Annotated in this window: 20 protein-coding genes and 1 pseudogene; 10 read left to right on the top strand and 11 right to left on the bottom strand. The window is 64.2% G+C overall.

Annotated elements, in window-relative coordinates:
• Positions 1 to 133: 133 nt before the first annotated feature.
• Positions 134 to 346, bottom strand: a pseudogene (locus ABIC21_RS01850) (transposase); the annotation flags it as partial.
• 258 nt (positions 347 to 604) lie between these two features.
• On the opposite strand from ABIC21_RS01850, the gene istA reads away from it, so the two are divergent.
• Both istA and ABIC21_RS01840 read left to right on the top strand, forming a co-directional pair.
• Positions 605 to 2,161 (top strand): IS21 family transposase, encoded by a 1,557-nt coding sequence (gene istA, locus ABIC21_RS01845; RefSeq protein ID WP_354348715.1) that lies wholly within the window; start codon positions 605 to 607, stop codon positions 2,159 to 2,161.
• Positions 2,158 to 2,907 carry an ATP-binding protein gene (locus ABIC21_RS01840; protein WP_354348714.1) on the top strand — a complete coding sequence of 250 codons (750 nt, stop codon included), beginning with the start codon at positions 2,158 to 2,160 and terminating at the stop codon, positions 2,905 to 2,907. The genes istA and ABIC21_RS01840 overlap by 4 nt, the downstream gene beginning before the upstream one ends.
• A gap of 154 nt (positions 2,908 to 3,061) precedes the next feature.
• On the opposite strand, the gene ABIC21_RS01835 is transcribed toward ABIC21_RS01840, so the two are convergent.
• The 6 genes from ABIC21_RS01835 to ABIC21_RS01810 form a co-directional block, all read right to left on the bottom strand.
• Positions 3,062 to 3,829: an IS3 family transposase gene (locus ABIC21_RS01835; RefSeq protein ID WP_354348713.1), complete on the bottom strand. Its 768-nt coding sequence runs from the start codon at positions 3,827 to 3,829 to the stop codon at positions 3,062 to 3,064.
• Between the two features lie 53 nt (positions 3,830 to 3,882).
• Entirely contained in the window at positions 3,883 to 4,173 is a 291-nt protein-coding gene (locus tag ABIC21_RS01830; protein ID WP_354348712.1) for a transposase, read from the bottom strand.
• Between the two features lie 30 nt (positions 4,174 to 4,203).
• Positions 4,204 to 5,130 (bottom strand): transposase, encoded by a 927-nt coding sequence (locus ABIC21_RS01825; RefSeq protein WP_354348711.1) that lies wholly within the window; start codon positions 5,128 to 5,130, stop codon positions 4,204 to 4,206.
• A gap of 519 nt (positions 5,131 to 5,649) precedes the next feature.
• Positions 5,650 to 6,705 carry an acyltransferase family protein gene (locus tag ABIC21_RS01820; protein WP_354348710.1) on the bottom strand — a complete coding sequence of 352 codons (1,056 nt, stop codon included), beginning with the start codon at positions 6,703 to 6,705 and terminating at the stop codon, positions 5,650 to 5,652.
• Between the two features lie 409 nt (positions 6,706 to 7,114).
• Positions 7,115 to 8,629, bottom strand: a complete 1,515-nt coding sequence (locus ABIC21_RS01815) for a tyrosine-protein kinase domain-containing protein (protein WP_354348709.1) — start codon at positions 8,627 to 8,629, stop codon at positions 7,115 to 7,117.
• A 410-nt stretch (positions 8,630 to 9,039) separates the two neighbouring features.
• Entirely contained in the window at positions 9,040 to 9,504 is a 465-nt protein-coding gene (locus ABIC21_RS01810; RefSeq protein WP_024367841.1) for an Lrp/AsnC family transcriptional regulator, read from the bottom strand.
• Positions 9,505 to 9,663: 159 nt separating this feature from the next.
• Here ABIC21_RS01810 and pdhA point away from each other — a divergent pair, with 159 nt between their 5' ends.
• From pdhA to ABIC21_RS01780, 6 genes are all read left to right on the top strand, one after another.
• Positions 9,664 to 10,899, top strand: coding sequence for a pyruvate dehydrogenase (acetyl-transferring) E1 component subunit alpha (gene pdhA, locus ABIC21_RS01805; protein ID WP_354348708.1), 1,236 nt, complete (start codon positions 9,664 to 9,666; stop codon positions 10,897 to 10,899).
• Entirely contained in the window at positions 10,896 to 12,008 is a 1,113-nt protein-coding gene (locus ABIC21_RS01800) for an alpha-ketoacid dehydrogenase subunit beta (protein WP_354348707.1), read from the top strand. The genes pdhA and ABIC21_RS01800 overlap by 4 nt, the downstream gene beginning before the upstream one ends.
• A gap of 2 nt (positions 12,009 to 12,010) precedes the next feature.
• Complete coding sequence (locus ABIC21_RS01795) at positions 12,011 to 13,462, top strand: dihydrolipoamide acetyltransferase family protein (RefSeq protein ID WP_354348706.1); 1,452 nt, start codon at positions 12,011 to 12,013, stop codon at positions 13,460 to 13,462.
• A gap of 138 nt (positions 13,463 to 13,600) precedes the next feature.
• Complete coding sequence (locus ABIC21_RS01790; RefSeq protein WP_354348705.1) at positions 13,601 to 14,416, top strand: MBL fold metallo-hydrolase; 816 nt, start codon at positions 13,601 to 13,603, stop codon at positions 14,414 to 14,416.
• 1,040 nt (positions 14,417 to 15,456) lie between these two features.
• Entirely contained in the window at positions 15,457 to 15,996 is a 540-nt protein-coding gene (locus ABIC21_RS01785) for a LysM peptidoglycan-binding domain-containing protein (protein ID WP_502935940.1), read from the top strand.
• 124 nt (positions 15,997 to 16,120) lie between these two features.
• A complete protein-coding gene (locus tag ABIC21_RS01780) occupies positions 16,121 to 17,455 on the top strand; it encodes a MinD/ParA family ATP-binding protein (RefSeq protein WP_354348704.1) in 1,335 nt (444 codons plus the stop codon).
• Here the strand turns inward: ABIC21_RS01780 and ABIC21_RS01775 are convergent.
• Both ABIC21_RS01775 and ABIC21_RS01770 read right to left on the bottom strand, forming a co-directional pair.
• Positions 17,452 to 18,360, bottom strand: coding sequence for a nucleotidyltransferase family protein (locus ABIC21_RS01775; protein ID WP_354348703.1), 909 nt, complete (start codon positions 18,358 to 18,360; stop codon positions 17,452 to 17,454). The genes ABIC21_RS01780 and ABIC21_RS01775 overlap by 4 nt on opposite strands.
• Positions 18,360 to 18,656 carry a PqqD family protein gene (locus ABIC21_RS01770; RefSeq protein ID WP_354348702.1) on the bottom strand — a complete coding sequence of 99 codons (297 nt, stop codon included), beginning with the start codon at positions 18,654 to 18,656 and terminating at the stop codon, positions 18,360 to 18,362. The genes ABIC21_RS01775 and ABIC21_RS01770 overlap by 1 nt, the downstream gene beginning before the upstream one ends.
• Before the next feature lie 115 nt (positions 18,657 to 18,771).
• Between ABIC21_RS01770 and ABIC21_RS01765 the strand changes: the two genes are divergently transcribed.
• Together ABIC21_RS01765 and ABIC21_RS01760 are read left to right on the top strand one after the other, a co-directional pair.
• Complete coding sequence (locus ABIC21_RS01765) at positions 18,772 to 19,506, top strand: GAF and ANTAR domain-containing protein (RefSeq protein ID WP_354348701.1); 735 nt, start codon at positions 18,772 to 18,774, stop codon at positions 19,504 to 19,506.
• A 455-nt stretch (positions 19,507 to 19,961) separates the two neighbouring features.
• On the top strand, positions 19,962 to 21,176 hold the full coding sequence (locus tag ABIC21_RS01760) for an MFS transporter (protein ID WP_354348700.1): 1,215 nt from the start codon (positions 19,962 to 19,964) through the stop codon (positions 21,174 to 21,176).
• Here ABIC21_RS01760 and ABIC21_RS01755 read toward each other — a convergent pair.
• Entirely contained in the window at positions 21,139 to 21,531 is a 393-nt protein-coding gene (locus ABIC21_RS01755) for a hypothetical protein (RefSeq protein WP_354348699.1), read from the bottom strand. The genes ABIC21_RS01760 and ABIC21_RS01755 overlap by 38 nt on opposite strands.
• Positions 21,486 to 21,737, bottom strand: coding sequence for a hypothetical protein (locus tag ABIC21_RS01750; RefSeq protein WP_354348698.1), 252 nt, complete (start codon positions 21,735 to 21,737; stop codon positions 21,486 to 21,488). Before ABIC21_RS01750 ends, ABIC21_RS01755 begins: the two co-directional genes overlap by 46 nt.
• Positions 21,738 to 22,385 lie beyond the last annotated feature (648 nt).

Here is a 22,385-nt window from a genome sequence, read left to right as displayed (position 1 = left end):
CATGGCCTGGAATGACATCTGCCGACCACTGCGCGCAGTCCACTGTCCTCTCGGGAGATCCGACAGCAATGCGCCTTGTATCCCTTTAGTGGCTGTTCAAAGGTTCGTGGGGAAATGGATTCCCGGATGAGTGTCATGCCGCCGTCCGGACGGCACTTCTCAAGAGAATAACTGATTTGTAGTTGGCGGTGTTTCGATAGCCGCGGGCGGTGCGTTTTATGTTTTTGATGGCGGTGATATTGGCCTCTACCTTGCCTGTGGTGGCGCCGGTGATGATGAGCACCTCGATCTCGTTCCACCACCGGCAGACGGTCCGGTAGAGCCTGTTGGTCTCCGGCCGTGCGCTGCCTTGACCAGTTCCTCGAGTTGAGGTGTGTCAAGGATGTGAGACAGCCGGTTGGTTTCTTTTTGGGTTAGGCGGCCGCGGGTAGCGGCTGGTTTTTGGTTGAATATTGGCTTCTATGGGCTCCACCTGTGGTGCGGGTGAGCGCCATCGTCCGGTAGCGCGATTGGTGTGGTTGAGCACCACTGTTGGTGTGGTTGAGCACCACCTGCAAAGCTCCTTCCACCATGTGACGGACACATGGTGGAAGGAGTACCGGTAATGGTACGGAAGATCAAGGCGAAGCTGGTGTTGCAGCTGCGTAATCAAAGTCTGTCGCGAAGAGCAATTGAGTCCGCTCATGGGATATCCCGGCACAGCATTCAGGCGGTCCTGGATGCGGCGGAGCTGGCAGGTCTTGGTTGGGATGAGGTCGCCGAGCTGTCGGAGGCCGAGGTGTATGCGGTGTTGTTTCCCGGCCGCGGGGTCCGTGAGAGTGTCTTTGCGCAGCCGGACTGGGCCCGGGTGCACACCGAGCTGGCCCGGGTGGGAGTGACGTTGAAGCTGCTGCACCACGAGTATCTCGACGCGTCTTCTCGCGCAGGGCAGGCGGTGATGAGTTATGACCGGTTCTGCCGGCTCTACGGCGAGCACGCCGCCGTGACCGGGGCGTCGTCCCGGGTCGGTCACAAGGCCGGCCGCAGCATCGAGGTCGACTGGTCCGGGCCCACGATGCAGCTGCTGGATCCGACCACGGGTGAGATCTCGAAGGTGTATTTGTTCGTCGCCTGCCTGCCTTTCAGCCGGTATGCGTTCGTGGAAGCGAGCCTGGATATGCGGCAGGAGTCGTGGCTGCGCGCCCATGCGGCGATGTTCGCCTTCTTCGGCGGCACCGTCCCGCGCCTGGTGCCCGATAACCTGAAGACCGGGGTGATCTCCCACCCCCGAGAGGGAGAGATCGTCCTCAACGACGCCTACCGCGAGATGGCGGCGTACTACTCGGCTGCCGTACTGCCGGGCAGAGTCCGGGCTCCGAAAGACAAGGCGAGCGTCGAGAACACGGTCTCCCACGTCGCGACCTGGGTCATCGCAGGGCTCAGGGACGAGCAGTTCACGTCCCTGGCGCAGTTGCGCACCCGGGTCTATGAGCAGATCGATGCCTATAACCGGCAACCGTTCCAGAAACGCCCCGGGTCCCGGCTGAGCGTCTTCACCACCGAGGAACTGCCGCTCATGCAACCGCTCCCGGCAGCCCCGTTCGAGATCAGCACGTGGTCCTACCGGCGCAAGGTGAACAAGAACGCCCACGTGGTCTGGGCGAAGAACTTCTACTCCGTCCCCTTCAGCCACATCGGCTCTCTCGTTGACCTCCGCGTCACGGACACCATGCTGGAGGTCTACCGGGCTGATGAGCGCCTGACCAGCCACCTGCTGCTGCCGGCAAGCACGGTGAATCAGTATCAGACGAACGACGCGGACCTGCCCGAGGGACGCAGTTGGCAGGCCTGGGACCGGGCCCGGATTGACGACTGGGCAGCCCGGATGGGCCCGGCCACGGTGACGGTGATCGGCAAAATCTTCGAAGCAGCCTCCATCGAGGAAGCCGGCCACGACCCGGCCCTGGCGGTCCTGCGCCTGTCTCGCAAGTTCTCACCAGCCCGGGTCGAAGCGGCCTGCCAACTCGCGCTGCGCGGGCCGATACGATCGCCCCGCTACGCCCACCTGAGACCGATCCTCGATACCGGGCAGGACAAGACCGGCCACGTCCCGGAGGAGCCTGAGGGCGATGACGGCGGATACGTCCGCGGCAGCGCCTACTACGCCAGAGGGACCCGTTGAGCCGCCTGGACGGGGAGACCAAACGCAAGCTCCGGGAGATGAACGCGAGCGAGCTGCTCGAGGCGATCGACACCCAGGACGAGACGCTGTCGATCAGTCTGTCGTTCGAAGAGCGGGTGAGGTTGGTCGTCGATGACGCCTACTCCACCTTCATGCACTCCAAGGTCGCCGGGCTGATCCGACGGGCGGGGCTGCGATATCCGAACGCTGATTTGCGCCGCATCGATCTGCTCGACGAGCGCGGACTGAACCGGCCGTTGCTGACTCAGCTCGGCACGTGCTCGTTCGTGGACCGGCAGCAGAACGTCGTCTTCCAGGGGTTCACCGGGTCAGGGAAGTCGTACCTGGGATGCGCGATCGCCAAACGCGCCTGCGAGCACCGCATCCGCGCCCACTACGTCCGCATGCCCGACCTCGAAGAAGCCTGGGTCGCCGCTCAAGACACCCCCGGCGGGGCCGGGAAGTTCCTCCGCAAATACGCCGCATTCACGTTGCTCGTCATTGACGAGTGGTTACTGGACCGGCCGACAGAGTCGATGCGCACCATGCTGCTGGAGCTGATGGAGCGCCGCTACGGCGAAACGTCCACGGTGTTCTGCACCCAGTACTCGCAGAAGGACTGGCACCAGCGCCTCGGCTCCGGTGTTCATGCGGACGCGATCATGGACCGGATCATCCACAACACGATCTGGGTTGAGACAGGCACCTACAACATGAGGGAGCACACCGCGCTGGCCAGCGCGTAATCGATGACGGAGAGCGTCAGTGGCTCCCAGCCACACCACCACTGGCGCTCTCCCGCACGAACGGTGGTGCTGAACCGCACGATTGGGCGGTGCTCAAAGCCTCAAATACTCATTGGTCTTGAAGTTGGCCATTGCTGTGGCCGGCGGCAGCCCATCATTGTTGGTGTGGGGGGCGCCAGCGGTTGTAGAAAACTTCGATGTAGCGCATGGTTGCTCGGCGGGCGTCCTGCCGGGTGGCGAAGTTGTGGTGGTGGTAGAACTCGTTCTTCAGGGATGAGAACGCCGACTCGGCGACGGCATTGTCCCAGCACACCCCGGTGGCCCCCATTGACTGGCGGACAGCGTTTCCGGTGCACCAGGCGCCCGTTTCCCGGGAGGTGTATTGGGTGCCGCGGTCGCTATGGAAAATCGCATCCGGGGCCAGGTGTCCTCGGTCCCTGGCCATCGCCAGCGCGCCCGTGACGAGGGAGGCGCGCATGTGGTCGGCCATCGCCCAGCCAACGATCATGCGGGTGCACAGGTCGATGACGGTGGCCAGATACAACCAGCCCTCGCCGGTGCGCAGGTAGGTAATATCCCCGACGAGCTTCGTTCCGGGGGTATCGGAGGTGAAGTCCCGGCCGATGAGATCGGCAAAAACCTTGTCCGGGTCCGAGGGGATGGTCGTGCGTTTGAAGGCGCGCATCCGCTTGGCCGCCCAGCCTTTCTCGGCCATGATGGCAGCGACCGTCCCCACGGAAACCTCCACACCCTTGGCGGCGAGTTTGGTGTGGACCATGCGATGGCCGAAGATCCCGTCGGAGGAATCGAACATCGCCTTGACCAGTCCGGTCAGCTCCCGGTGCCGGGCAGCGGTCGGTGGTTCTTCGTGGTCCAGCCAGCGGTAATACGAGGCTCGCGGAATGCCCAGCCGGGCGCACATCCAGGTGACAGGGAATTCGGCGTTCTTCTCCTGAACAAGCCGGTAGAGATCCTCTACCGTTGCTCTTTGGCGAAGAACGCCGAAACTTTTTTCAGGAAATCATTCTCCCTTTCCAGCTCCCGCAGCCGCGCCTCCAACGCCTTGTATTTCGCGGGATCCACCGGATCATCAGGCTTGCCGCCGGCCCCTGCCTCTCCCTCCCGATGCAGCTGGACCCACCGCTTCAGCGCGGTCACGGAGGTCCCCAACTCGGGGGCAACTGAGGCGGGTGAACGGCCGGAGGAAATGACGAGATTCACGGCATCGGCCTTGAACTCATCGGAATAACTGGGACGGGAAGACATGGGCACAATCCTTTCAAACTGTGTCTCACATCAGTAGTACACCTCAAGTTCGGTTTTCGCAGTTTCGGCGTCTTCCAGGGATCCGGTGCGCAGCAGGGCCCGAAGTTGTTCCTTGACCCTCCACACCGCTTGGAGCGTGCCCGTCGGATCGTCTGCGGCGAACACTTCTTCGAGCCGGAGGGCTGCCCTGCAACTGAGGGTGTCGCCGCCGCGCAGCAGGAGCATCCGGTGCGCCCATGCCTTGTCGACGGCCCGGCTGCGCCGGCCCTTGAACTGCTGGGACAGGTTCTGCCGGGTCTCGGTCATGGCCTGGTTGGCCAGTGAGATCAGATGGAAGTGATCTACCGCGACAGCTGTACGCGGCAGCCACATCCTCAACGCTTTCCGGAACGCAGCCGACGGGTCGATCGCGACGACCAGCACGCCCAGACGCCACTCAAGGGGGCGGGCGAACAGCCAGTCCCCGACGCCCTTGTGGTCCCGGCCGTCCACCACCCCAAGGACCTGGCCGGTGTCAAGGTCCACGATGGTTGTCATCCAAGGCTCGAACCTGGTCCACGCCCTCGTGGCCGAGTCCCGAAAGTACCGCACAGACCGGAAGCGGTGTTCGTCAATGCCCAGCATCCGCGGCCTGAGCGCATCAACGTCGGGCAGCTGGAGCAGGCACGCTTCATTCAGCGCCGCCCGCACCATCCACCAGGACACAGCGAAGCCGGCAGCCGTCTCCGACACTGCCCTGCCCGAGCGGATGACAGCATCCACGAGGTGGTCCCGGAGCCGGCCGGTGGAGCGGGCCCGGCGCGGGACCTGAGGGGTGGACTCAAAGAACGACAGCCGGTCACAGGCCGGTTCTTCGCAATACCAGCGGTACTTGGACCAGAGCACCTCCACCGGCCCGGCGACAGGAATATCCCTCAGCCGCTGGAGACGCCGTTCCTTACGCCGGGAGGAAATCACGCCGCAGCTCGGGCAACCCGGCGGCTGGCTGGTTTCGACGATGACCTGCCAGCGCCCGGCAGTATCGGTGATGGAGACAACGTAGTAGTCGGGCAGGTTTGAAAAGGATGGTGGCAGCGTCGGCTGCGACCCCGGTAGGCTCGTTCAAGGCTCGTGGTCCTGTTCCAGGTTGAATGCTTAGACACACTCATCCCAGCAGGGCCACGGGCCCTCTTGTCTTCAACGACCCGAACTCAATTCCCCACGAACCACGAAGAGCCCTTTTGGATATTGGTTGCTTGGTCGCTACCAATTCAAAGAGGCCCTGACCTCTTTCCCGCCGCACCACGCCGCACCGAAAACCCCCAGCCCGGCGGCGGTATCCTCAGACCGGCCTAACCACGCTCATCTGCGAAGGGCCCCTTAGGGGATACAAGCCAACAAACCAACCATGCCGAAATTGGAATGGCCGATTATCGGTGCCCGATATCCTCAGTGTTTCCGACTCGCTACGTTCAAAGTAGTTCCGTCCATTCCGTTCTAGCTAGCAGGTGTCGGCTGAGGGTGCCGCCAGAAGCGTGACCATTTAATGGAAGTGAGGGCCATAGCGGGTTTCTCAACCAGAAACCACGACGTCACAGCAAGAGGTATGACTGCAACTACGCTGAAAAGTATGTAAGGCAAGTGTCCGAAGCTATTCAGACCTAACAACACCAAGAGTTGCTGGACAGGAGCGCCGTAGAGATACACACCATAGCTGATGTCGTTTCGCGCGTTGATCTTGCGGAAGACCGGAGGCAGCGCGACGCCGATCCAGATGCAGATGTATGCGATAGGCAGCCCACCAAGCGCTCTACCGAAATCTGCCAAAGAAAGCGTAGTGAAGAGGACTAAGGCGGCCAAAGCCGGCGGCCAAGCCAGGGGGACTTTGTCCGCGTATGAGTAGAGCACGGCGCCAGCTAGAAATGCGGGAACAAGAAAGAGTAGATCTTCTGCAGTGTTCGGAATTTCCACGAAGTGAAAGCCCAAGCTGGCAACTGTGCTGATCAGGAAAGCAACAAGCAAGAAAGAACGATTGCGGCGAATAAATCCAGCCGTCAGTAAGAGTCCAACGGCAAAGTAGCAGAATACCTCATAACGGAGTGTCCAAAGCGATCCATTCCAGTAGTCCGACATCGGTACAGAAGACAGCGTGGTTCCAACGGAGTAGTAGTTCGAAGACATGTCGAAGTTGGACGCAACATACGTGACGGCTGAGGCCAGGTTCCAACCGCCCTGAATCAAACCGGCTATGCCCGCTGCGACGAAGGCGGTAAACAAAAGGCAAGCCCAGTACCCGGGGAATATCCTGGCGAGGCGTTTAACCGTGTACTTGCCGAGTGGTGTGTTCATTCGACTTCTCGTGATCAGGTATCCGCTTATGGCGAAAAACCCTGCAACGGCAATTGTTCCGAGCCCGAATGTGCCAATGCCAAAGTCTAATGAAAAACCGCCAATGGGCGTCGAGTGCGCAACTATTACCGATACAGCTAGGATGAGCCTAAGGAAATTCAGTGAATTACTGCGCGTGTCTAAACGTGACTGAATAGTCGGCATTGCCATAGTTTTCCCCCGAATGGTTAATGGATCAGTCCGGTCCTAGAACCGTCGTCTCGGCTCGAAATCCGATTGCCGACCCGACATCAGCATGAGACAGAGGACAGCGTCACGAGAGTCCCATCAGTGATAAACGCACTGCGTACTTCTGAGCTTCTTGAATGACGGAAAATCTATGGCCTGTCAGTCATGAGCGCTTAGCCTCTTGAAGGTCAACGCAGAAATAGTCTATCCCAGTTGGAAGATACCCCTATCGAAACCTGCATGCGAAAGTAATATCTCGTCCAGACCGGTGGAACAGGCCTTTGGCATCATCTGGACATCGATCTTCCGAAACGAAAGGGCTCCGGTGCCGCGCCTTTGGTGGCTGGTAATCGTACCCGCCTTGCCCGACAGGATGCGGTAGAGACTAGGAACGATCCGCTGCGGTCCCCGGAAAATGTCTGGCTGGTTGTGGGGCAGATGATGAGATTGCGTGACTAAATTCAGCGCCCTCGCTGCCGGCGAAATGATTGCTCTCGAGTTCAAAGGTACTTCTCTTGCTCCCCGCATTGGAGGAACTGTTCGTGGTGCCTTCGTCGTGGCTGTAATAGCTGTACGAGTAGGCATCAGGTCCCTTGACGGGAAGACGGTTAAGCACGATTCCGAGAATATTCGAGCCCACCATTTCAAGAGCGTCTATGGATTTTCTCAGATCCTGGTGTCGCAGTTTGTGCGATCCGACTACAACGACGACTCCTCCCACGTGCTGAGACAACACGGCTGCGTCCGTGACAGGCAGTAGCGGAGGGGCATCAATTACGACAATGTCAAATGCCCGCTCAAGGCGGAGGATTAGGTCCCGCATTTCAGCCGAGCCCAGGAGTTCGCTCGGATTTGGCGGTATTTGCCCCGACGTCAGCACATACAGGCTGTCATTGCCCCAGGGTTGCAGTAAATCGTTGACGTCGGCCCGCCCGACGAGCGCTGTCGTGAGTCCCGCGCTACCGTTCAAACCAAGATAGTCGTCTATCATTGGCCGTCGCAGGTCGGCATCAATTAGGCACACGGATTGACCGGCTTGGGCGAGGGCTATGGCCAGATTCGTTGCGGTAGTGCTCTTGCCCTCGCCGGGCAGCGACGAGGTCACCAAGACGGTTTTAGCCGTGCCCGAAATGTTTGCGAACTGCAAATTTGTTCGCAGTTGCCTAAACGATTCAGCCCTAGGACTCTGGGGGGCGGTCTGTGTCAGCAATGGCTTCTTCGTGGCGTCTTGGTCATAGGAGATACCTCCTAACAGGGGCGCATCAGTTACATCGCGGAGATCCGCTTCACCTCGAATTCGAGTGTCAAGTGTCGTTCGCAGTACCGAAGCTAGTATCCCTAGCGCGAGTCCGGCGACGAGACCCAGGATCAAATTCGCGCGTGTGTTCGGGGCCGACGGTGACGAGGGGGCTGTGGCTGGTTTGATGATTGAAAGGCTGACCGGCGATGAGTCGCCGACTCTTGGTTTTTCCAGTGTATCCACAGCCGTAATAAGGCTATTGGCGACAGCCTGGGCGATGGCTGCTGCCTGCACGGGGGATCCATCTGCAACCGAAATATTTATCAGAACTGTGTCCAGATCTGTACTCGCTTTAACTTGGCTGGACAGCTGCTCCGCAGTTAAACGGAGACCCAGGGTGTCTATCGCAGGTTGAAGCACCATGGGGGAGTTGACGGTTTTCACGTAGGACTGAACTCGTGCCTGGCCAAAAGTGTTGCCTTGTTGAAGTTCCTGAATCGAACCGGAGCCCTGAATAGCCACGAATAATTGCGTCTCGGCAGTGTAGGTCGGTTTTGTGAGGACGGAAGCTGCGCCTCCAATGAGAAGGCCCACCAGCGTAGCGGAGGCGATCAGTATCCAGTTGCGGCGTAGAATTCGCAGATAGTCGCGTAGGTGCAAACCGGGATCCCCCTGTGTCGATTGCTGGGGAGGCCAGGCGGCCCGTCCCCGAACCGCGATATTCGCGCGGTCTCGCCAATTATACCTGTGGAATTTTCTTGTTCGGTTATGCATTGGCGGAGAGAGCGGGCCAAGCATGCCCATCCCGGTGCTGAGGCCCCGGCCATACGGAGTATTAGTCGGTGGAGAAGTGAGGATTCCTATCGACCTGCTGCGAAATCAAGCGGCTGTGGAGGAACGTCGCGCGCCGGGTTCGGCGCCCAACGCGGCGTTGAGCGGCTGAGCGTCTCGTCTTTGTTGCACCTCCGGGCAGTGTTCAGGCGCATGGACCCCTAATCCATTTTCAAGGCGTGCGCCGTGGAGCGTCCGGGGCTGTTGCGGTCGGTAGGTACCGATATCCGGGCATAGCATCACCGAGTATCGACATCCTCAAACACCAAAAACGTCTGCGTGTCCAGCACGCCCGGCATGGACTGCAGCTGGTCGAAGATCACCCGGCGCAGGTCGATGTTGTCCACGGCGCGCACCAGCAGGATGACATCGAAGTCCCCACCCACCAGGGCGATGTGGTGTACCTCCGGAATCGCGCGCAGCAGTTCGCGGAGTTCCCGCCAGGAGTGCTGCCGGACCTTTAGGGTCACGTAGGCCGAGGACTTGAGGCCGGCCTTAATCGGATCCACCAGCGCCGTGAACTTGGTCAGCACACCCTCGCCGGTCAGCCGGGCGATCCGCGTGTACGCGTGGGCGCGAGAAATGTGGACGTTCTCCGCGACCTGGGTGACGGACATCCGGCCGTCCCGGGTCAGCTCCGCAATGATGTTCCGGTCCACATCATCCAGCGGCACCGCCGTCTGGTCCGCCTCATCCTCTGCCATTTGTCCACAACCCCCGCCGGTAATCCAGCTCACACTTACGATTTGTCTTCCAGACTAGGCCAATCTTCTGGACTTCTCCACGATTCCCGCTGGAGCTGGATACGAAACATCGCACCGCGCCATACTTGGAACGAATAGTGGCTACAGAAGGACGGACCAATGACGATCTCCGCAGACCACACTGCGCAGCACCCGGCGCCCGAGGGGCAGACCTCTGGCACTGCACCGGAAAACGCCGCCAGCGAGGCGGTGCGCAAGTTCGGCATCACGGTCGAGGACTACATGCTGCCCGCACGGCACCAAATCCAGATGGTGGGCCCGGACGGCACCCTGAACCCCCACACCGAGCAGGGCACGCAGCCGGGCCACGAATACACCCTCCCCGGCGACGAGGAACTGATGGCCGCCTACGAGCAGCTCGTCGTCGGACGCCGCGTCAACGACCAGAACTCCGCCCTGGTCCGGCAGGGCCGCATGGCCGTCTACCCGTCCAGCCACGGCCAGGAGGCCTGCCAGGTCGCCGCCGCCCTCTGCCTGTCCGACGGCGACTGGATGTTCCCCACCTACCGCGACTCCGTGGCCGTGATGGCCCGCGGCGTAGACCCCGTCCAGACCATGACGCTCTTCCGCGGCGACTGGCACGGCGGCTACGACCCGTCCAAGCACAAGGTCGGCATCCAGTGCACCCCGCTGACCACCCAGCTGCTGCACGGCGTAGGCGTGGCCCACGCCGCCAAGCTGCGCGGCGAGGACACCGTGGTCCTGGCCATGTGCGGCGACGGCGCCACCAGCGAGGGAGACTTCCACGAGGCGCTGAACTTCGCCGCGGTGTTCCACCTGCCGGTGGTGTTCTTCGTCCAGAACAACCAGTACGCGATCTCCGTGCCGCTCGCGCACCAGTCCGTCGCGCCGTCGCTCGCCCACAAGGCCGTGGGCTACGGCATGGCCGGCGAGCGCGTGGACGGCAACGACATCGTCGCCCTCCTCGCCGTCCTGGGCCGCGCCGTCCGGCTCGCCCGCGAAGGCTCCGGACCGCTGCTCGTGGAGGCCCATACCTACCGCATGCAGGCCCACACCAACGCTGACGACGCCACCCGGTACCGCCAGGACAGCGAAGTCGCCGAATGGGTGGCCAAGGACCCGCTGAGCCGGATGAAGACCTACCTGACGGACCGCGGACTCCTCGACGACGACCGCGCCGCAGGGATCGCCGAGAAGGCCGAAGCCGTGGCCACCCAGCTCCGCGACGGCCTGAGCGAAGAGGTCCCGGTGGAACCGCAGGACCTCTTCAAATACGTCTTCTCCACCCCCACACCCCAGCTGAAGGAACAGTCCGCCATGCTCGCCGACGAACTCGCCCGCGACGCCGCATCGAAAACGGAGGCCGCGAAATGAGCCCCACCATCGCCACGTCGACCGAGGCGAACGGCAATGTCAGCGCCGCCACCGCCCGAGCCGCCGCGACCGCTGCGGCTAAGGCCGAGCAAACCGGTCCGCAGAGCATCACCCTCGCCAAGGCCCTCAACGCCGCCATGGCCGACGCCATGCACGCGGACCCCTCGGTCCTGGTCTTCGGCGAGGACGTCGGCATGCTCGGCGGCGTTTTCCGGATCACCGACGGGCTCACCCAGGCCTTCGGGCAGAGCCGCTGCTTCGACACCCCGCTCGCGGAGTCCGGCATCGTCGGCATGGCCGTCGGCATGGCCATGAACGGCATGCGCCCGGTCATCGAGATGCAGTTCGATGCCTTCGCCTACCCGGCCTTCGAACAGATCGTCAGCCACGTCGCCAAAATGCACAACCGCACCAAGGGCACGGTCAAGCTGCCCATCGTCATCCGGGTCCCGTACGCCGGCGGGATCGGGGGAGTGGAGCACCACTGCGACTCCTCCGAGGCCTACTACGCGCACACCGCCGGCCTCAAGGTCTTCACCCCGGCCACCGTCGCCGACGGCTACCGGATGCTCCGCGAGGCCATCGACTCCGACGACCCCGTGATGTTCATGGAGCCCAAAAAGCTCTACTGGTCCAAGGACCAGGTGGACCTGGGCGCACTGCGCAGCGAACATGCCGAGAACACCGAACGCGGGACCTCCTCCGAGGGCCGTGCCGCCGTTGCCCGCCCCGGTACCGACGCGACCCTGATCGCATACGGCCCGTCCGTCCCGACCGCCTTGGCCGCCGCCGCGGCCGCGGCCGAGGAGGGGCGCTCGCTCGAAGTGATCGACGTCCGGTCGATCGTGCCGTTCGACGACGAGACGGTCTGTGCCTCGGTCCGCAAGACCGGCCGCGCCGTGGTCATTGCGGAGGCCCACGGCTTCGCTTCCGTGTCCTCCGAGATTGTCGCCCGGGTCCAGGAACGCTGTTTCCACTACCTGGCCGCGCCGATCCGCCGCGTCACGGGTTTTGATGTCCCGTACCCGGCGCCGAAGCTCGAGCACTACTATCTGCCCGGCGTGGACCGCATCCTCGACGCCGTTGACGACCTCCAGTGGGAAGACTGACCATGAGCGAACCGAAAGTATTCCTCCTCCCGGACCTCGGCGAGGGACTCACCGAAGCAGAACTCGTGAACTGGCTCGTGGCCGTGGGCGACGAAATCCGCGTCGACCAGCCGATCGCCGAGGTGGAGACCGCCAAGTCCATGGTGGAGGTGCCCTCCCCGTACGCCGGCACCGTCGCCGTACTGCACGGCCAACCCGGCCAGACCCTCGACGTCGGCAAGCCGCTGATTTCCGTGACCCCGGTAGGGGCCGCCGCGGCGCCCCCCGTTTCCCCGGCGGTTGAGCCCACCGAAGCCGAAGACGTCGCCGCGGAGGTCTACCGCGAGGAAGAAAAGGCCGGGTCAGGGAATGTCCTGATCGGGTACGGCACTCCCGGCGGGCATGGGGTTGCCCGCCGGACCCGGCCCCGGAAGTCTTCGGCGGGGACCGCGGTGGCTGAACCCGTGGCCCAGATGTCCGCGGCCGAGAAGGCTGCGGATGACCTGCTGCTGATGCGGACCCGGGTGCCCGGAAAGCTGGGGGCTGTGATTTCCCCGCTCGTCCGTAGGATGGCTCGCGACCATGGGGTTGATTTGGGGGAACTCCAGGGGTCCGGGGCCAGCGGGCTGATCATGCGGCGCGATGTCGAGGCGGTCATCAAGCCGGCCGTGGTTGAGCGTCCGGCGGCTGAATCGGTCGACACCGCGCCGGTCTCTCCGGTTTCGACCGCCGGTGACACCGACTCCCGCACCGGGCTCGGCATTACCGGGCGGACGGCCGTCCGCGGTGTCCGGAAGGCCGTTGCAGCGAACATGACCCGCAGCCGGTCCGAGATCCCGGAAGCCACCGTCTGGGTGGACGTCGACGCAACCGCCCTCGTAGAGATGCGTGCCGCGCTGAAGAAAGCGGACCCGCACCACACCCCGGGCCTGCTGGCTTTCATTGCACGCTTCGTCACCGCCGGGCTGAAGAAGTACCCCGAGCTGAACACCCGGATCGTCACCACCGAGGACACCACCGGCGGAGCATCCCAGGAAATTGTGGCCTTCGACGGCGTCAACCTCGGCTTCGCGGCCCAGACCGACCGCGGCCTGATGGTGCCGTCGGTGCGCAACGCCGACAAGCTGAGCGCCCGTGAACTGGATGCCGAAATCCGGCGGCTCACTGCTGTGGTCCGCGACGGCAAGGCGACCCCCGCGGAACTCGGCAGCGGCACCTTCACGCTGAACAACTACGGTGTCTTTGGGGTGGACGGTTCCGCCGCGATCATCAACCACCCGGAGGTGGGCATCCTCGGCGTTGGGCGGATCATCGACAAGCCCTGGGTGGTCAACGGCGAACTCGCCGTCCGCAAGGTGACCGAGCTGACGCTCACCTTCGACCACCGGGTCTGCGACGGCGGAGCCGCCGGAGGCTTTCTCCGCTACGTGGCCGACGCGATCGAGAACCCGGGATCGGTGCTGGCGGACTTGTGAATCAGCCGCGCACGCGCGGGAGGAAAGAGCTCCCGCGCGGGGCCAGCTTCCAGCTTCCGGCCAGCTCCGGTGGGTAGAATCGAGGGCAGAACATCGCACCAACAACACCGGAACAACACCGGAATACGGAGATATCTCATGTCACGATGGCTCGAGGTTGGCCCGGACAACTACGTCCTGACTACCCAAGGTTCCCTGCTCAACACCGGCCTGGTGGTCGGTTCCGAACGCGCCCTGGTGATCGACACCGGCAGCGGGCCCCGGCAGGGACGCGAGATCCTTGACGCCGTGCGGGAAAAGACCGAGCTGCCGCTCGTTGTCGTTAACACCCACGCCCACTACGACCACTTCTTCGGCAATGCGGTGTTCGCCGACGCCGGAGTGACCGAGTTCTGGGCGCACGAGAACTGCGCAGCAGAGATCGAGGAGAACGGCGACAGCCAGCGCCGCTCCGTGGCTACCGATGAGCCGGAGATGGCAGCTGGCGAGGGGTCCAACGTGGAACTGGTGGTTCCCAACGCCATCGTGAAGGACCAGCCGGTTCTGCTGGACCTGGGCGGCCAGACCGTCACGCTCTTCTACCTGGGCCACGGGCACACCGACGGCGACCTCCTGGTCGGCACGGCAACCACCCTCTTCGCCGGGGACCTGGTGGAGCAGGGCTCACATCCGTCCTTCGAGGATTCCTACCCCGAACAGTGGGCGGACGTCCTCCGGCATGTCTCGGCACTGCGCCACCGGTACGAATTCCTGATTCCAGGCCACGGGGAACCTTGCAGCGACCAGTTCGTCAAAACCATGGCCAACACCATGACCACGGCGGTGCGACAGGCCACCCAGGCGACACGGGAGACCCCGGACGACGCCACCAAGGCCATCCCGATCCTGCCCTACGGGCCGGAGCAGTCCCGCTGGTTCATCACGCGCCTGCAGGAGACGCGGGCCCACCACTGAGCCGCCCAGGTCTTGGGCGCGTCGCGTAGACAACGCTGGCAACTCGTGAGTAACCTCGTGGAGGACCCGCAAACCAGGGTCCAAACCCGCTAGCGCTCAGCTCGCCCGGAGGATGGGGATCCCAAGGCGCGTCAATGATGACGCTGTTCCCAGGAGGTCCCACCTGTGACACTGCCCGGCTATGTCCTCGCCCTGTGCATTCTGCTGGGAAGCCTTGTGCTTCTCAGCGCGGTTTTCTACGTGGTCCTTCGCCTGCACCGCGGACGGCAAGCCTCCGCCCTTGACCGAAAGGTGCCCTAGCTTTGCCGTACATCGACATCAACCCCCACCGCAGACGGCCCAAATGGTGGGCATACGCCGGCCTCTTGGTCCTCGCCGTGGCGACGGTCGTCGTCGTCGTTCTGGCCCTGACACCCCGATAGCAGGACGTTCGACCGATCCCCCCGGGTGATCCGGTGACTGAACTGGACCCGGGGCGGCACGCAGAAGCGCCGCCGAGTCCGGTACATCAACCGCGTAGACCGTTGTGCCCGCACGTGGCCCGGCTGAAAATCCCGAGTAGCGGGTACGCGTGTGCACTGCCTTGCCCCTTAATACCCTCAGGCTAAGTCCGGAACTGCCCGGGATTCTGCCGGGTTCGGGGCGTCTGCAACCGCATCTTGGAGCGTGGGCAGTCACCCTGAAGTCTTGAGCTCGGCTCACGGTCAGACCCCGGTTCGCGCTGGTCACTAAGCGGGCTGATGCTGATGGTTCCGAACGTGTACGGTCTCCCGAACAATCGCACGACGACACGCACCTCCAAATCGCTGATCTCCACGTGGCCATTGCTGATCGCGTGCATTCTGGCGGCTTCCGTTGCGCTTCAATCGCCCGCCGGCGTTGCTACAACAGCCGGCCCCAGCCTTTCCGCGCCGGAGACTTCGTCGCCGGCCGCGGACCCATCGCCGGAGCCCCCGGTCGTCCAGGCTGTAGCTTCTGAACCTCCACCGGCAGCTCCTCCGGAGGCGCCCGGTGCCGACGCAGATTCCAACCACTACCTCGTGGTTGCCGGAGACACCGTAGGCGCCATCGCATCACGCTTCGGCATCAACGTCTACGCCATGCTGGCAGCCAACGGGCTGGGCGCGTACACACTTATCTACCCAGGCCAAACACTCAAGCTGTCAGGTCCCTCCGTTCCCGTTCCCGCGCTGGCCCCCGCCCCTGCTCCTGCCCCTGCTGCCCCGGCGTTGACCGCGCCGGCCGCTCCCGCTGTTCGCACCATCAACGTGGCGGGCTCGGGCGGCCAGGCCATGGTGGACAGGTGCATCGGCCCCATCCACTTCACGCCCACGGATGCCTATTCGCTGTTCATCACCGAACACGACTTCTGCGGAGGGTGGGCGCGATTCTCGGGGATCGGCGTCGGCGAAACCGTGGTCATCGCCGGCTACGGCACGTACACCGCAGCCGGCCGCGGACAGGTTGCCCAGGGCGCCACAACCAATGCCGTCTCTGCCGTGTTCGGGGGCTTTCCCAGGGCCATCCTGCAGACCTGCATTCCCGGCACTAGCCAGATGCTGCTGATAGCACTGAACTGACCGGAACGATAGGTTCGGATGCTTGCTTGGCCGCCTGCCTCTTCGTCTGCGCCTAGACTTGCTGTTTGGACCTTTTCAATCGAGCGCCGCAGCGGTCCGCGCGGTGAGTCCTAGGGGGACACCTATGCCCGTACCGGTGGACAACACATCAGCCAACCCTGCCGTGGAGGCAGAGCAGCCCGAACTCCGTCGCCGGCGTGACCGCCGCCGCGGCGATGACTCCGACCCCCGGACAGGAACCATGCCCAGCATCACGCCCAACGACATCGACAGCCCACCGGCGCGCACAGTCCCCAGCGGCTCGTGGGCCGAGGCGGCCGCCGCGGCAGACGCACCTGCAGCGCCGTCGAAGGCCCCGGTTCACGGCGTCCCGGTCGACGCCAATCCGGCTCCGGAAAGCTTTGCCTCGGAAAAGACCGCCCCTCCGCGTGCGGCCGTGCCCTCCGCGCCCGACACCGCGCCCTCCGTGCCGCCAATGCCGGCCCGGTCCAGCCGCTCTGAAGGCCGTGCGGCCGCCCTGGCCGCTCCAGCCCCGGACTTCATCAGCTCACCCGGACTCTTTGTCCGCGAGCAGAAGCCCCGGCCCGTCGGCGGTTTCCGCGGCGCCCTCTATAGGATGACCGGCGGCGGGCTGAATCTCGGCCCGAGCGCCCGGCAGCGCGAGGAAGACGAACTCGCCCGGCGCATCTCCCGCCAGCTCCAAGGCAGCTACAACACAGCCGTGCTAAGCCTCAAGGGCGGCATCGGCAAGACCTCGACGACGGTCGGCGTCGGCCTGACCCTGGCGGAATACCGCGGCGACCCGCCATGCGCCATCGACGCCAACCCGGACTCTGGAGACCTAGTGGAGCGCGCTCTCGGCGAGGGCATCTACCAGCAACAGAGCCCGCGCACCATCACGGACCTGCTCAGGAACATCGAATCAATCGATTCCCTGACCGCACTGGCCCGGTACATGCACCACGCCGGCCGGCTGCACCTGATCGCCGGCGAGCAGGACCCCGAGGTCTCTGACTCGCTGACCGCCGAGGAGTACCTGCGGATCCGCAAGCTCATCGCCGGCTACTACTCGGTGGCCCTCACCGACTGCGGCACCGGCGTCACGCACAACGCCATGAGCGGCATCCTGCAGTCCGCGGACAACCTCATCATCGCGGCGGGTTATGCCGTCAGCGGCGCCAAGCGTGCCCGTAGCACCCTGCACTGGCTGGCCGGCCACGGCTACGAGGAACTGGCCCGCAACGCGATCGTGGTCATCACCGACAAGGACGAGGTCTCCTCGCGCGTGGACAAGGACGCGATTGAGGACCACCTGTCCGGCATCTGCCGACAGCTGATCGCCGTCCCGCACGACCGCGGTGTGGCCGACGGTGACCTGGTCACTCTGGATGTGCTGCGGCCGGAAACCCGGCGCGCCTACAAAGAAATCGCCGCGGCCATCGTCGACGGTTACGCCTAAAGGGACCGCTGACGGCGGCGTGAAGTCCTGATCTTTCGAGCTGCTGCTGGAAGGCCAGCCATGCCGCGGCGCCAGCGCGCAACGTGTGCCCTGAGTAGCCCGGCAACGGAGTCGTCCAGATGGAGGTCGCGCTCCCGCAGCGTGTTCCGTGAGGGGAAGATGGCGCGGACGAGCACTCGCGGTTTGGCTCGCCAAGGAGCTTCGATGAGCGCGACGAGATAGGCCGTCCCCGTGCCCTGTATCGACGTGCGGTTGCTCCACTCATCGCTCACGGGTCCCTGCCGGACCGGAAGATCCACTATCCCGAGGTCGTCCAGGAGCGGCTGCAGCGCCGAAGTCGCCTGCAGCTCTATGCTGAGCTCCACTATTTCCTTGTGCATGCTGGTGTCGACGCGCTGCAGCAGCCCTGAGTACTCGCGCTGATGGCGTGGCTCATCCATAGCCCGAAGGCTATGGAGCGCCTGAAAGATTACCGCTGCGGGGACGGATGGAACTGGCACGCTTCTGGTCGCCATGACGAGATATTGCCGACCCCGCCAGAGCGCGTCGAAGGCACTGCCAGCGTGGGCTTCCATCCCGGGAAATCTGTTGTGGACGTCGATGTCGCAGTTCCATTGCGGATGGTACAGCGTTTGGGAGTGCGAGTACCGGCGAACAACCGACACACCTGACGGCCTTTCGAGCCAGCCTCTTGCGCCCAGGCGCTCCACCAGTCGATCCAGATTCTCCGGGCGGACCAGGACATCCACGTCCGCCGAGACGTGGTTTTCGCGGAGGCCCATCATGGTGGCGGCGGGACCTTTGATGAACAGCACCTGGAGACCCGCTGATACCGCGACGTGGTCCACGAGGGCGGTGGCCAGGAGGACGGCTTCATCTTGGTGCAGGGTCTCAGTGTTGTCCATCAGCTGGCAGCCTTGTCACGAGGAGCCCGAGTGATCATTCCGCCGGTGCTCAGAGAGTCAATCAAGGCCATCACATCCCCCCGGATGGCGGAGGCATCAGTGCCATAGCCGCGGGCGAGATCCTCGATGAGTTCGGTCTCGGTCCGAGTCCCATCCAAGGCGTTCCAGATGGACGCGGCCGTCCCCGCCAGGATGACGGGCACGTCCTGCTCCAGGTGCAGGACGGCGACGCGGCCGCCGTCGGGGCTCTGGACACAAGCCACGTCGGCAGTGACCTGCCACACCCGTTCCGTCATCAGACCTCCACCGACTTTAGAGAGGCCTTACAGCATCACGCGGGGCCTTCGCAAGGCTTATGCTACCGCGCGCCCCGCAAGTTGTTTCGCGCCGGTCACCGACTTAGATTTAGGCATGACCAACAACGCCGGGGACGAAGCCGCCCTGCAACTGCAGGACCTCCTGATGGGAACCGAGAACGTCGAGGACTTCCTCGGGCAGCTCGCGGAATTCTCTGCGGCCACGCTCAGCCACGCCGCCGGCGCCGAGATCGAATGCGGCGTAACGCTGCAGCGCCGGAAGAAGACCATGACGGTGGCGGGGAGCAGCCCCCGGGCCGTCATCCTGGACCGCATCGAGCAAAGCCTCGGCGACGGCCCCTGCATCCAGGCGCTGCGGACGAAATCCGTGGTTTTGCTGGCCGACGTCGAGACCGATCCGCGCTGGCCGGACTACCAAGTGCAGCTCGCGGCGCAGGGCTGCCGCAGCACCCTGGGGGTCCCGCTGGAAATCGGCGAGGACGCCACCGCCGCCCTAAACTTCTTCGCCCCCGGTACCGGGATCTTCACCCAGGAGATCATTGCCGATGCCGCCGGCTTCGCCGACCTCGCCGGCCGCTCCCTCCGCCTTGCCGTCCGGATCGGCACCGCGCAGTCCCGGGCCGAGGACCTCAAGGCCGCCATGGAGCACCGCACCGCGATCGATCTGGCCTGCGGTGTGGTGATGGCGCAGAACCGCTGTTCGCAGGAAGAAGCCATGGGCATCCTCACCCGGGTCTCCAGCAACCGGAACCAGAAGCTCCGCGATGTCGCCGCCGAGGTCCTCAAGAATCTCACCGCAGGGGAAGTCCGCACGCACTTCGAGGCCTGAGCCGCCGGGCGCCTCCAGCTGTTTGGCTTCTTCATCGGCGCAGCCGTGATGCAGTTCGCCGGCAGCAGGTAGTCGGCGATGCGAAGACAAGTACTCACCACTCTATCCCCGCGTATTCCCAATCTTGCAGGCTGGGTCGCGTGGGTGAGATGCCTGCGCAGCCGGGGACGGCTGTGACGCTGACTGAGTCTGGGGAGAACAAATGAGCACTAGCAACGAAATGTACGCACGCGAGGACCTGCGTTCCTCGCGGCAACGTGCTTGGCGACGTGCGCAACTTTCCGGGCTGGCTGTCCTCGCTGCCGTAACGTTCACGGTTGTCTACCTCGCTCTAGCCCGTCAGTTCTAGGTCGGCAACCCGGGTCATCCAGCCCCAAGGAGCTGAATGACCCGGGTTTTTCGCTACCCATAGGTGCCCGCGGGCTGACGGGGGTGCCCGGCCTAGGATGAAGGGGATGACCACCACACGCGAAGCACCCTTCAGCCTCCGCAGCATCGCCGTCCCCGCGTTCGGGCCGGCGCTGCTGTTCAGCATCGGCGAGGGCGCCATCCTGCCCGTGGTGGCACTGACCGCCCGCGACCTCGGCGCCTCCGTGGCCGTCGCCGCCTTGGTGGTCACCCTGATCGGACTCGGCTCCTGGTTCTTCAACCTGCCCGCCTCGCTCATCACGCTGAAGTACGGTGAACGCTGGGCCATCGTCGGCGCTGCGGCGGCCAGCGCCGTCGCCCTCGCCGCCGCAGCACTGTCCCCGCTGCTGCCCGGCGGACTCTGGCTGCTCGCCGCGGCGATGCTCGTCGTCGGGATGGCCGCGAGTGTCTTCAGCCTGGCCCGGCAGAAGTACCTGACCGAGGCGGTCCCGGTGATCCTCCGGGCCCGGGCGCTGTCCACCCTCGGCGGCGTGAACCGGATCGGCATCTTCATCGGCCCCTTCATCGGCGCAGCCGCCATGCAGTACGCCGGCATCACCGGCGCCTACTGGGTGGGCGTCGTCGCGATGGCCGCGGCCGCCGTCGTCTCCCTTCGCATTCCGGACCTCGTGGCGAAGCCGGTTGCGGATGACGGCGACCCCGTCCAGCAGGCGACGCTGCGCAGCGTTGCCGTCTCCCACGCCGGGGTGTTCCTGTCCGTGGGCATGGGGGTGCTGCTGCTCAGTGCGCTGCGCGCGTCCCGGCAGGTTGTGATCCCGCTCTGGGCCGAGCACCTGGGGATGGACGCGACGCAGGCCTCGCTGATCTACGGGCTCTCCGGCGCCATCGACATGCTGGTGTTCTATCCGGCCGGGAAGCTGATGGACCGCAAGGGCCGGCAATGGGTGGCCATCCCGTCGACCCTCATCATGGGCACGGCCATGCTGCTGATCCCGCTCAGCACCGGCTTCGTGGGGCTGCTGCTCGCGGCGCTCCTGATCGGTTTCGGCAACGGCATCAGTTCGGGCCTGAACATGACGCTGGGGGCCGACTTCTCGCCCGACAACGGCCGCGGCCAGTTCCTGGGCATCTGGCGGTTCATGGCCGACGCCGGGGCCACCGGGGGACCCGTGCTGCTCTCAGGCGTGACCGCTGTGGCCTCGCTTGGCGCCGGGGTGGCCGCCACCGGCGTGCTCGGCTTCGCGGCCGCCACGGTCTTCGCCATTACGATCCCCAAGCTGAAGCACCGGCGCAACTACTGAGGGGTCCGGCACGCGCCGTTCTATGTTGTCTGACGACGTATTCCGCGTCCCGGTCCACGCCGCCGATCCGGTCGATGTCCGGGCGGTAGCCGGTGGCCCAGATGACGGTCCGCACGACGGCAGAGCTGCCGCCGTCGAACGTGCCGCCGAACCTGCGGCCGTCGAGCTGTGGCTGGCCGCCCACGGTGCCGGTCAGCCGCGGCACCCGGGCCACCCCGGCACGGGCCAGGTCCTTCGCGAAAATCCGGATCGGGGGCTCGCTGGTGGCCGCCCGCCGCGCGACCTTGCGACCGACCGGTGTGTACAGCGTCAGCACATTGTCGATGAACCGCCAGTAGGCCTCCCCGCGTGCCACTTGTCGTCCTGCCAGGACAGGAGGATGTTCGACGGGTTCCCCCGCCCGGCGACGGCGTAGACGTCAACTGTGCCCGCCGCGAGTGGCAGGGTGGCCATGACCTTGGGATAGTGCCCGTACTCCCATGAGTGGGCCGACTCCGGGTTGTGGCCGGGACTCGGCCGCATGCACCCGTAGGAGATCCCGTCAACGATGAACGCTGCCATGCCGCCATCGTAGCCGGACGCAAAAGAGGCCCCGGCCGCCGAAGTGGACGGGGCGTTCTCTGCAGGGGAAGTTAACCGGTCTTTCCTGTCCGAAGCGAGTGGTTAGGGCCACAAAACGCCGGTAGTAACTACTCGTGCGCCCTCGGCTCCTAGTTCTTAGTCTCGGACTATGGAACAAGGGACATACAACGACAAGAGGCGGCGCAAACGGCCCCAGCCTACGGAACGCGAGATCCAGGACCTCATCGCCCTGATTAGTGCAGATGAAAGGGTCACCAAAATATCCGTTGTTGAACCAGTATCCGTTCTGGCCATTATCCGAACGTCCCTAGGGAAGGTTATGAATCTGCCTGCTGCGATCCTCCGCAACAAGTCCATCACATAGCCTGCCGGGCCTGGCACTAGGCGATTCCCCTCACCCACCAGTGACGGACAACGGCGCTTTTTGCGTTGGGGAACTCAGCCGGTCTTACGGACCCCTAGACTCGGTGCTTATCCCGTCCCGGGATCCAGTCACGGCGAAGGTGAACTTCACCTCGGGCGCCAGCTACAGCGCGGCTAACTGGAACCTGATCGTCGGTGACGGTGATTCGACCACGCAGGCTGGCGTGGACAGCAACAATCACATCTTCGCGGACTCGTGGTACA

It is taken from the genome of Pseudarthrobacter sp. PvP090 (assembly GCF_040547365.1).
GTDB lineage: Bacteria > Actinomycetota > Actinomycetes > Actinomycetales > Micrococcaceae > Arthrobacter.
Note: the sequence above shows the minus strand (reverse complement) of the source record. Positions and strands in the feature narration are given on the sequence as shown.

Coding starts and splice junctions, on each gene's coding strand:
- istA (WP_354348715.1), top strand. CDS start 605: ATGGTACGGAAGATCAAGGCGAAGCTGGTGTTGCAGCTGCGTAATCAA.
- ABIC21_RS01835 (WP_354348713.1), bottom strand. CDS start 3,829: ATGTGCGCCCGGCTGGGCATTCCGCGAGCCTCGTATTACCGCTGGCTG.
- ABIC21_RS01830 (WP_354348712.1), bottom strand. CDS start 4,173: ATGTCTTCCCGTCCCAGTTATTCCGATGAGTTCAAGGCCGATGCCGTG.
- ABIC21_RS01820 (WP_354348710.1), bottom strand. CDS start 6,705: ATGCCGACTATTCAGTCACGTTTAGACACGCGCAGTAATTCACTGAAT.
- ABIC21_RS01810 (WP_024367841.1), bottom strand. CDS start 9,504: ATGGCAGAGGATGAGGCGGACCAGACGGCGGTGCCGCTGGATGATGTG.
- pdhA (WP_354348708.1), top strand. CDS start 9,664: ATGACGATCTCCGCAGACCACACTGCGCAGCACCCGGCGCCCGAGGGG.
- ABIC21_RS01800 (WP_354348707.1), top strand. CDS start 10,896: ATGAGCCCCACCATCGCCACGTCGACCGAGGCGAACGGCAATGTCAGC.
- ABIC21_RS01795 (WP_354348706.1), top strand. CDS start 12,011: ATGAGCGAACCGAAAGTATTCCTCCTCCCGGACCTCGGCGAGGGACTC.
- ABIC21_RS01790 (WP_354348705.1), top strand. CDS start 13,601: ATGTCACGATGGCTCGAGGTTGGCCCGGACAACTACGTCCTGACTACC.
- ABIC21_RS01780 (WP_354348704.1), top strand. CDS start 16,121: ATGCCCGTACCGGTGGACAACACATCAGCCAACCCTGCCGTGGAGGCA.
- ABIC21_RS01775 (WP_354348703.1), bottom strand. CDS start 18,360: ATGGACAACACTGAGACCCTGCACCAAGATGAAGCCGTCCTCCTGGCC.
- ABIC21_RS01770 (WP_354348702.1), bottom strand. CDS start 18,656: ATGACGGAACGGGTGTGGCAGGTCACTGCCGACGTGGCTTGTGTCCAG.
- ABIC21_RS01765 (WP_354348701.1), top strand. CDS start 18,772: ATGACCAACAACGCCGGGGACGAAGCCGCCCTGCAACTGCAGGACCTC.
- ABIC21_RS01760 (WP_354348700.1), top strand. CDS start 19,962: ATGACCACCACACGCGAAGCACCCTTCAGCCTCCGCAGCATCGCCGTC.
- ABIC21_RS01750 (WP_354348698.1), bottom strand. CDS start 21,737: ATGGCAGCGTTCATCGTTGACGGGATCTCCTACGGGTGCATGCGGCCG.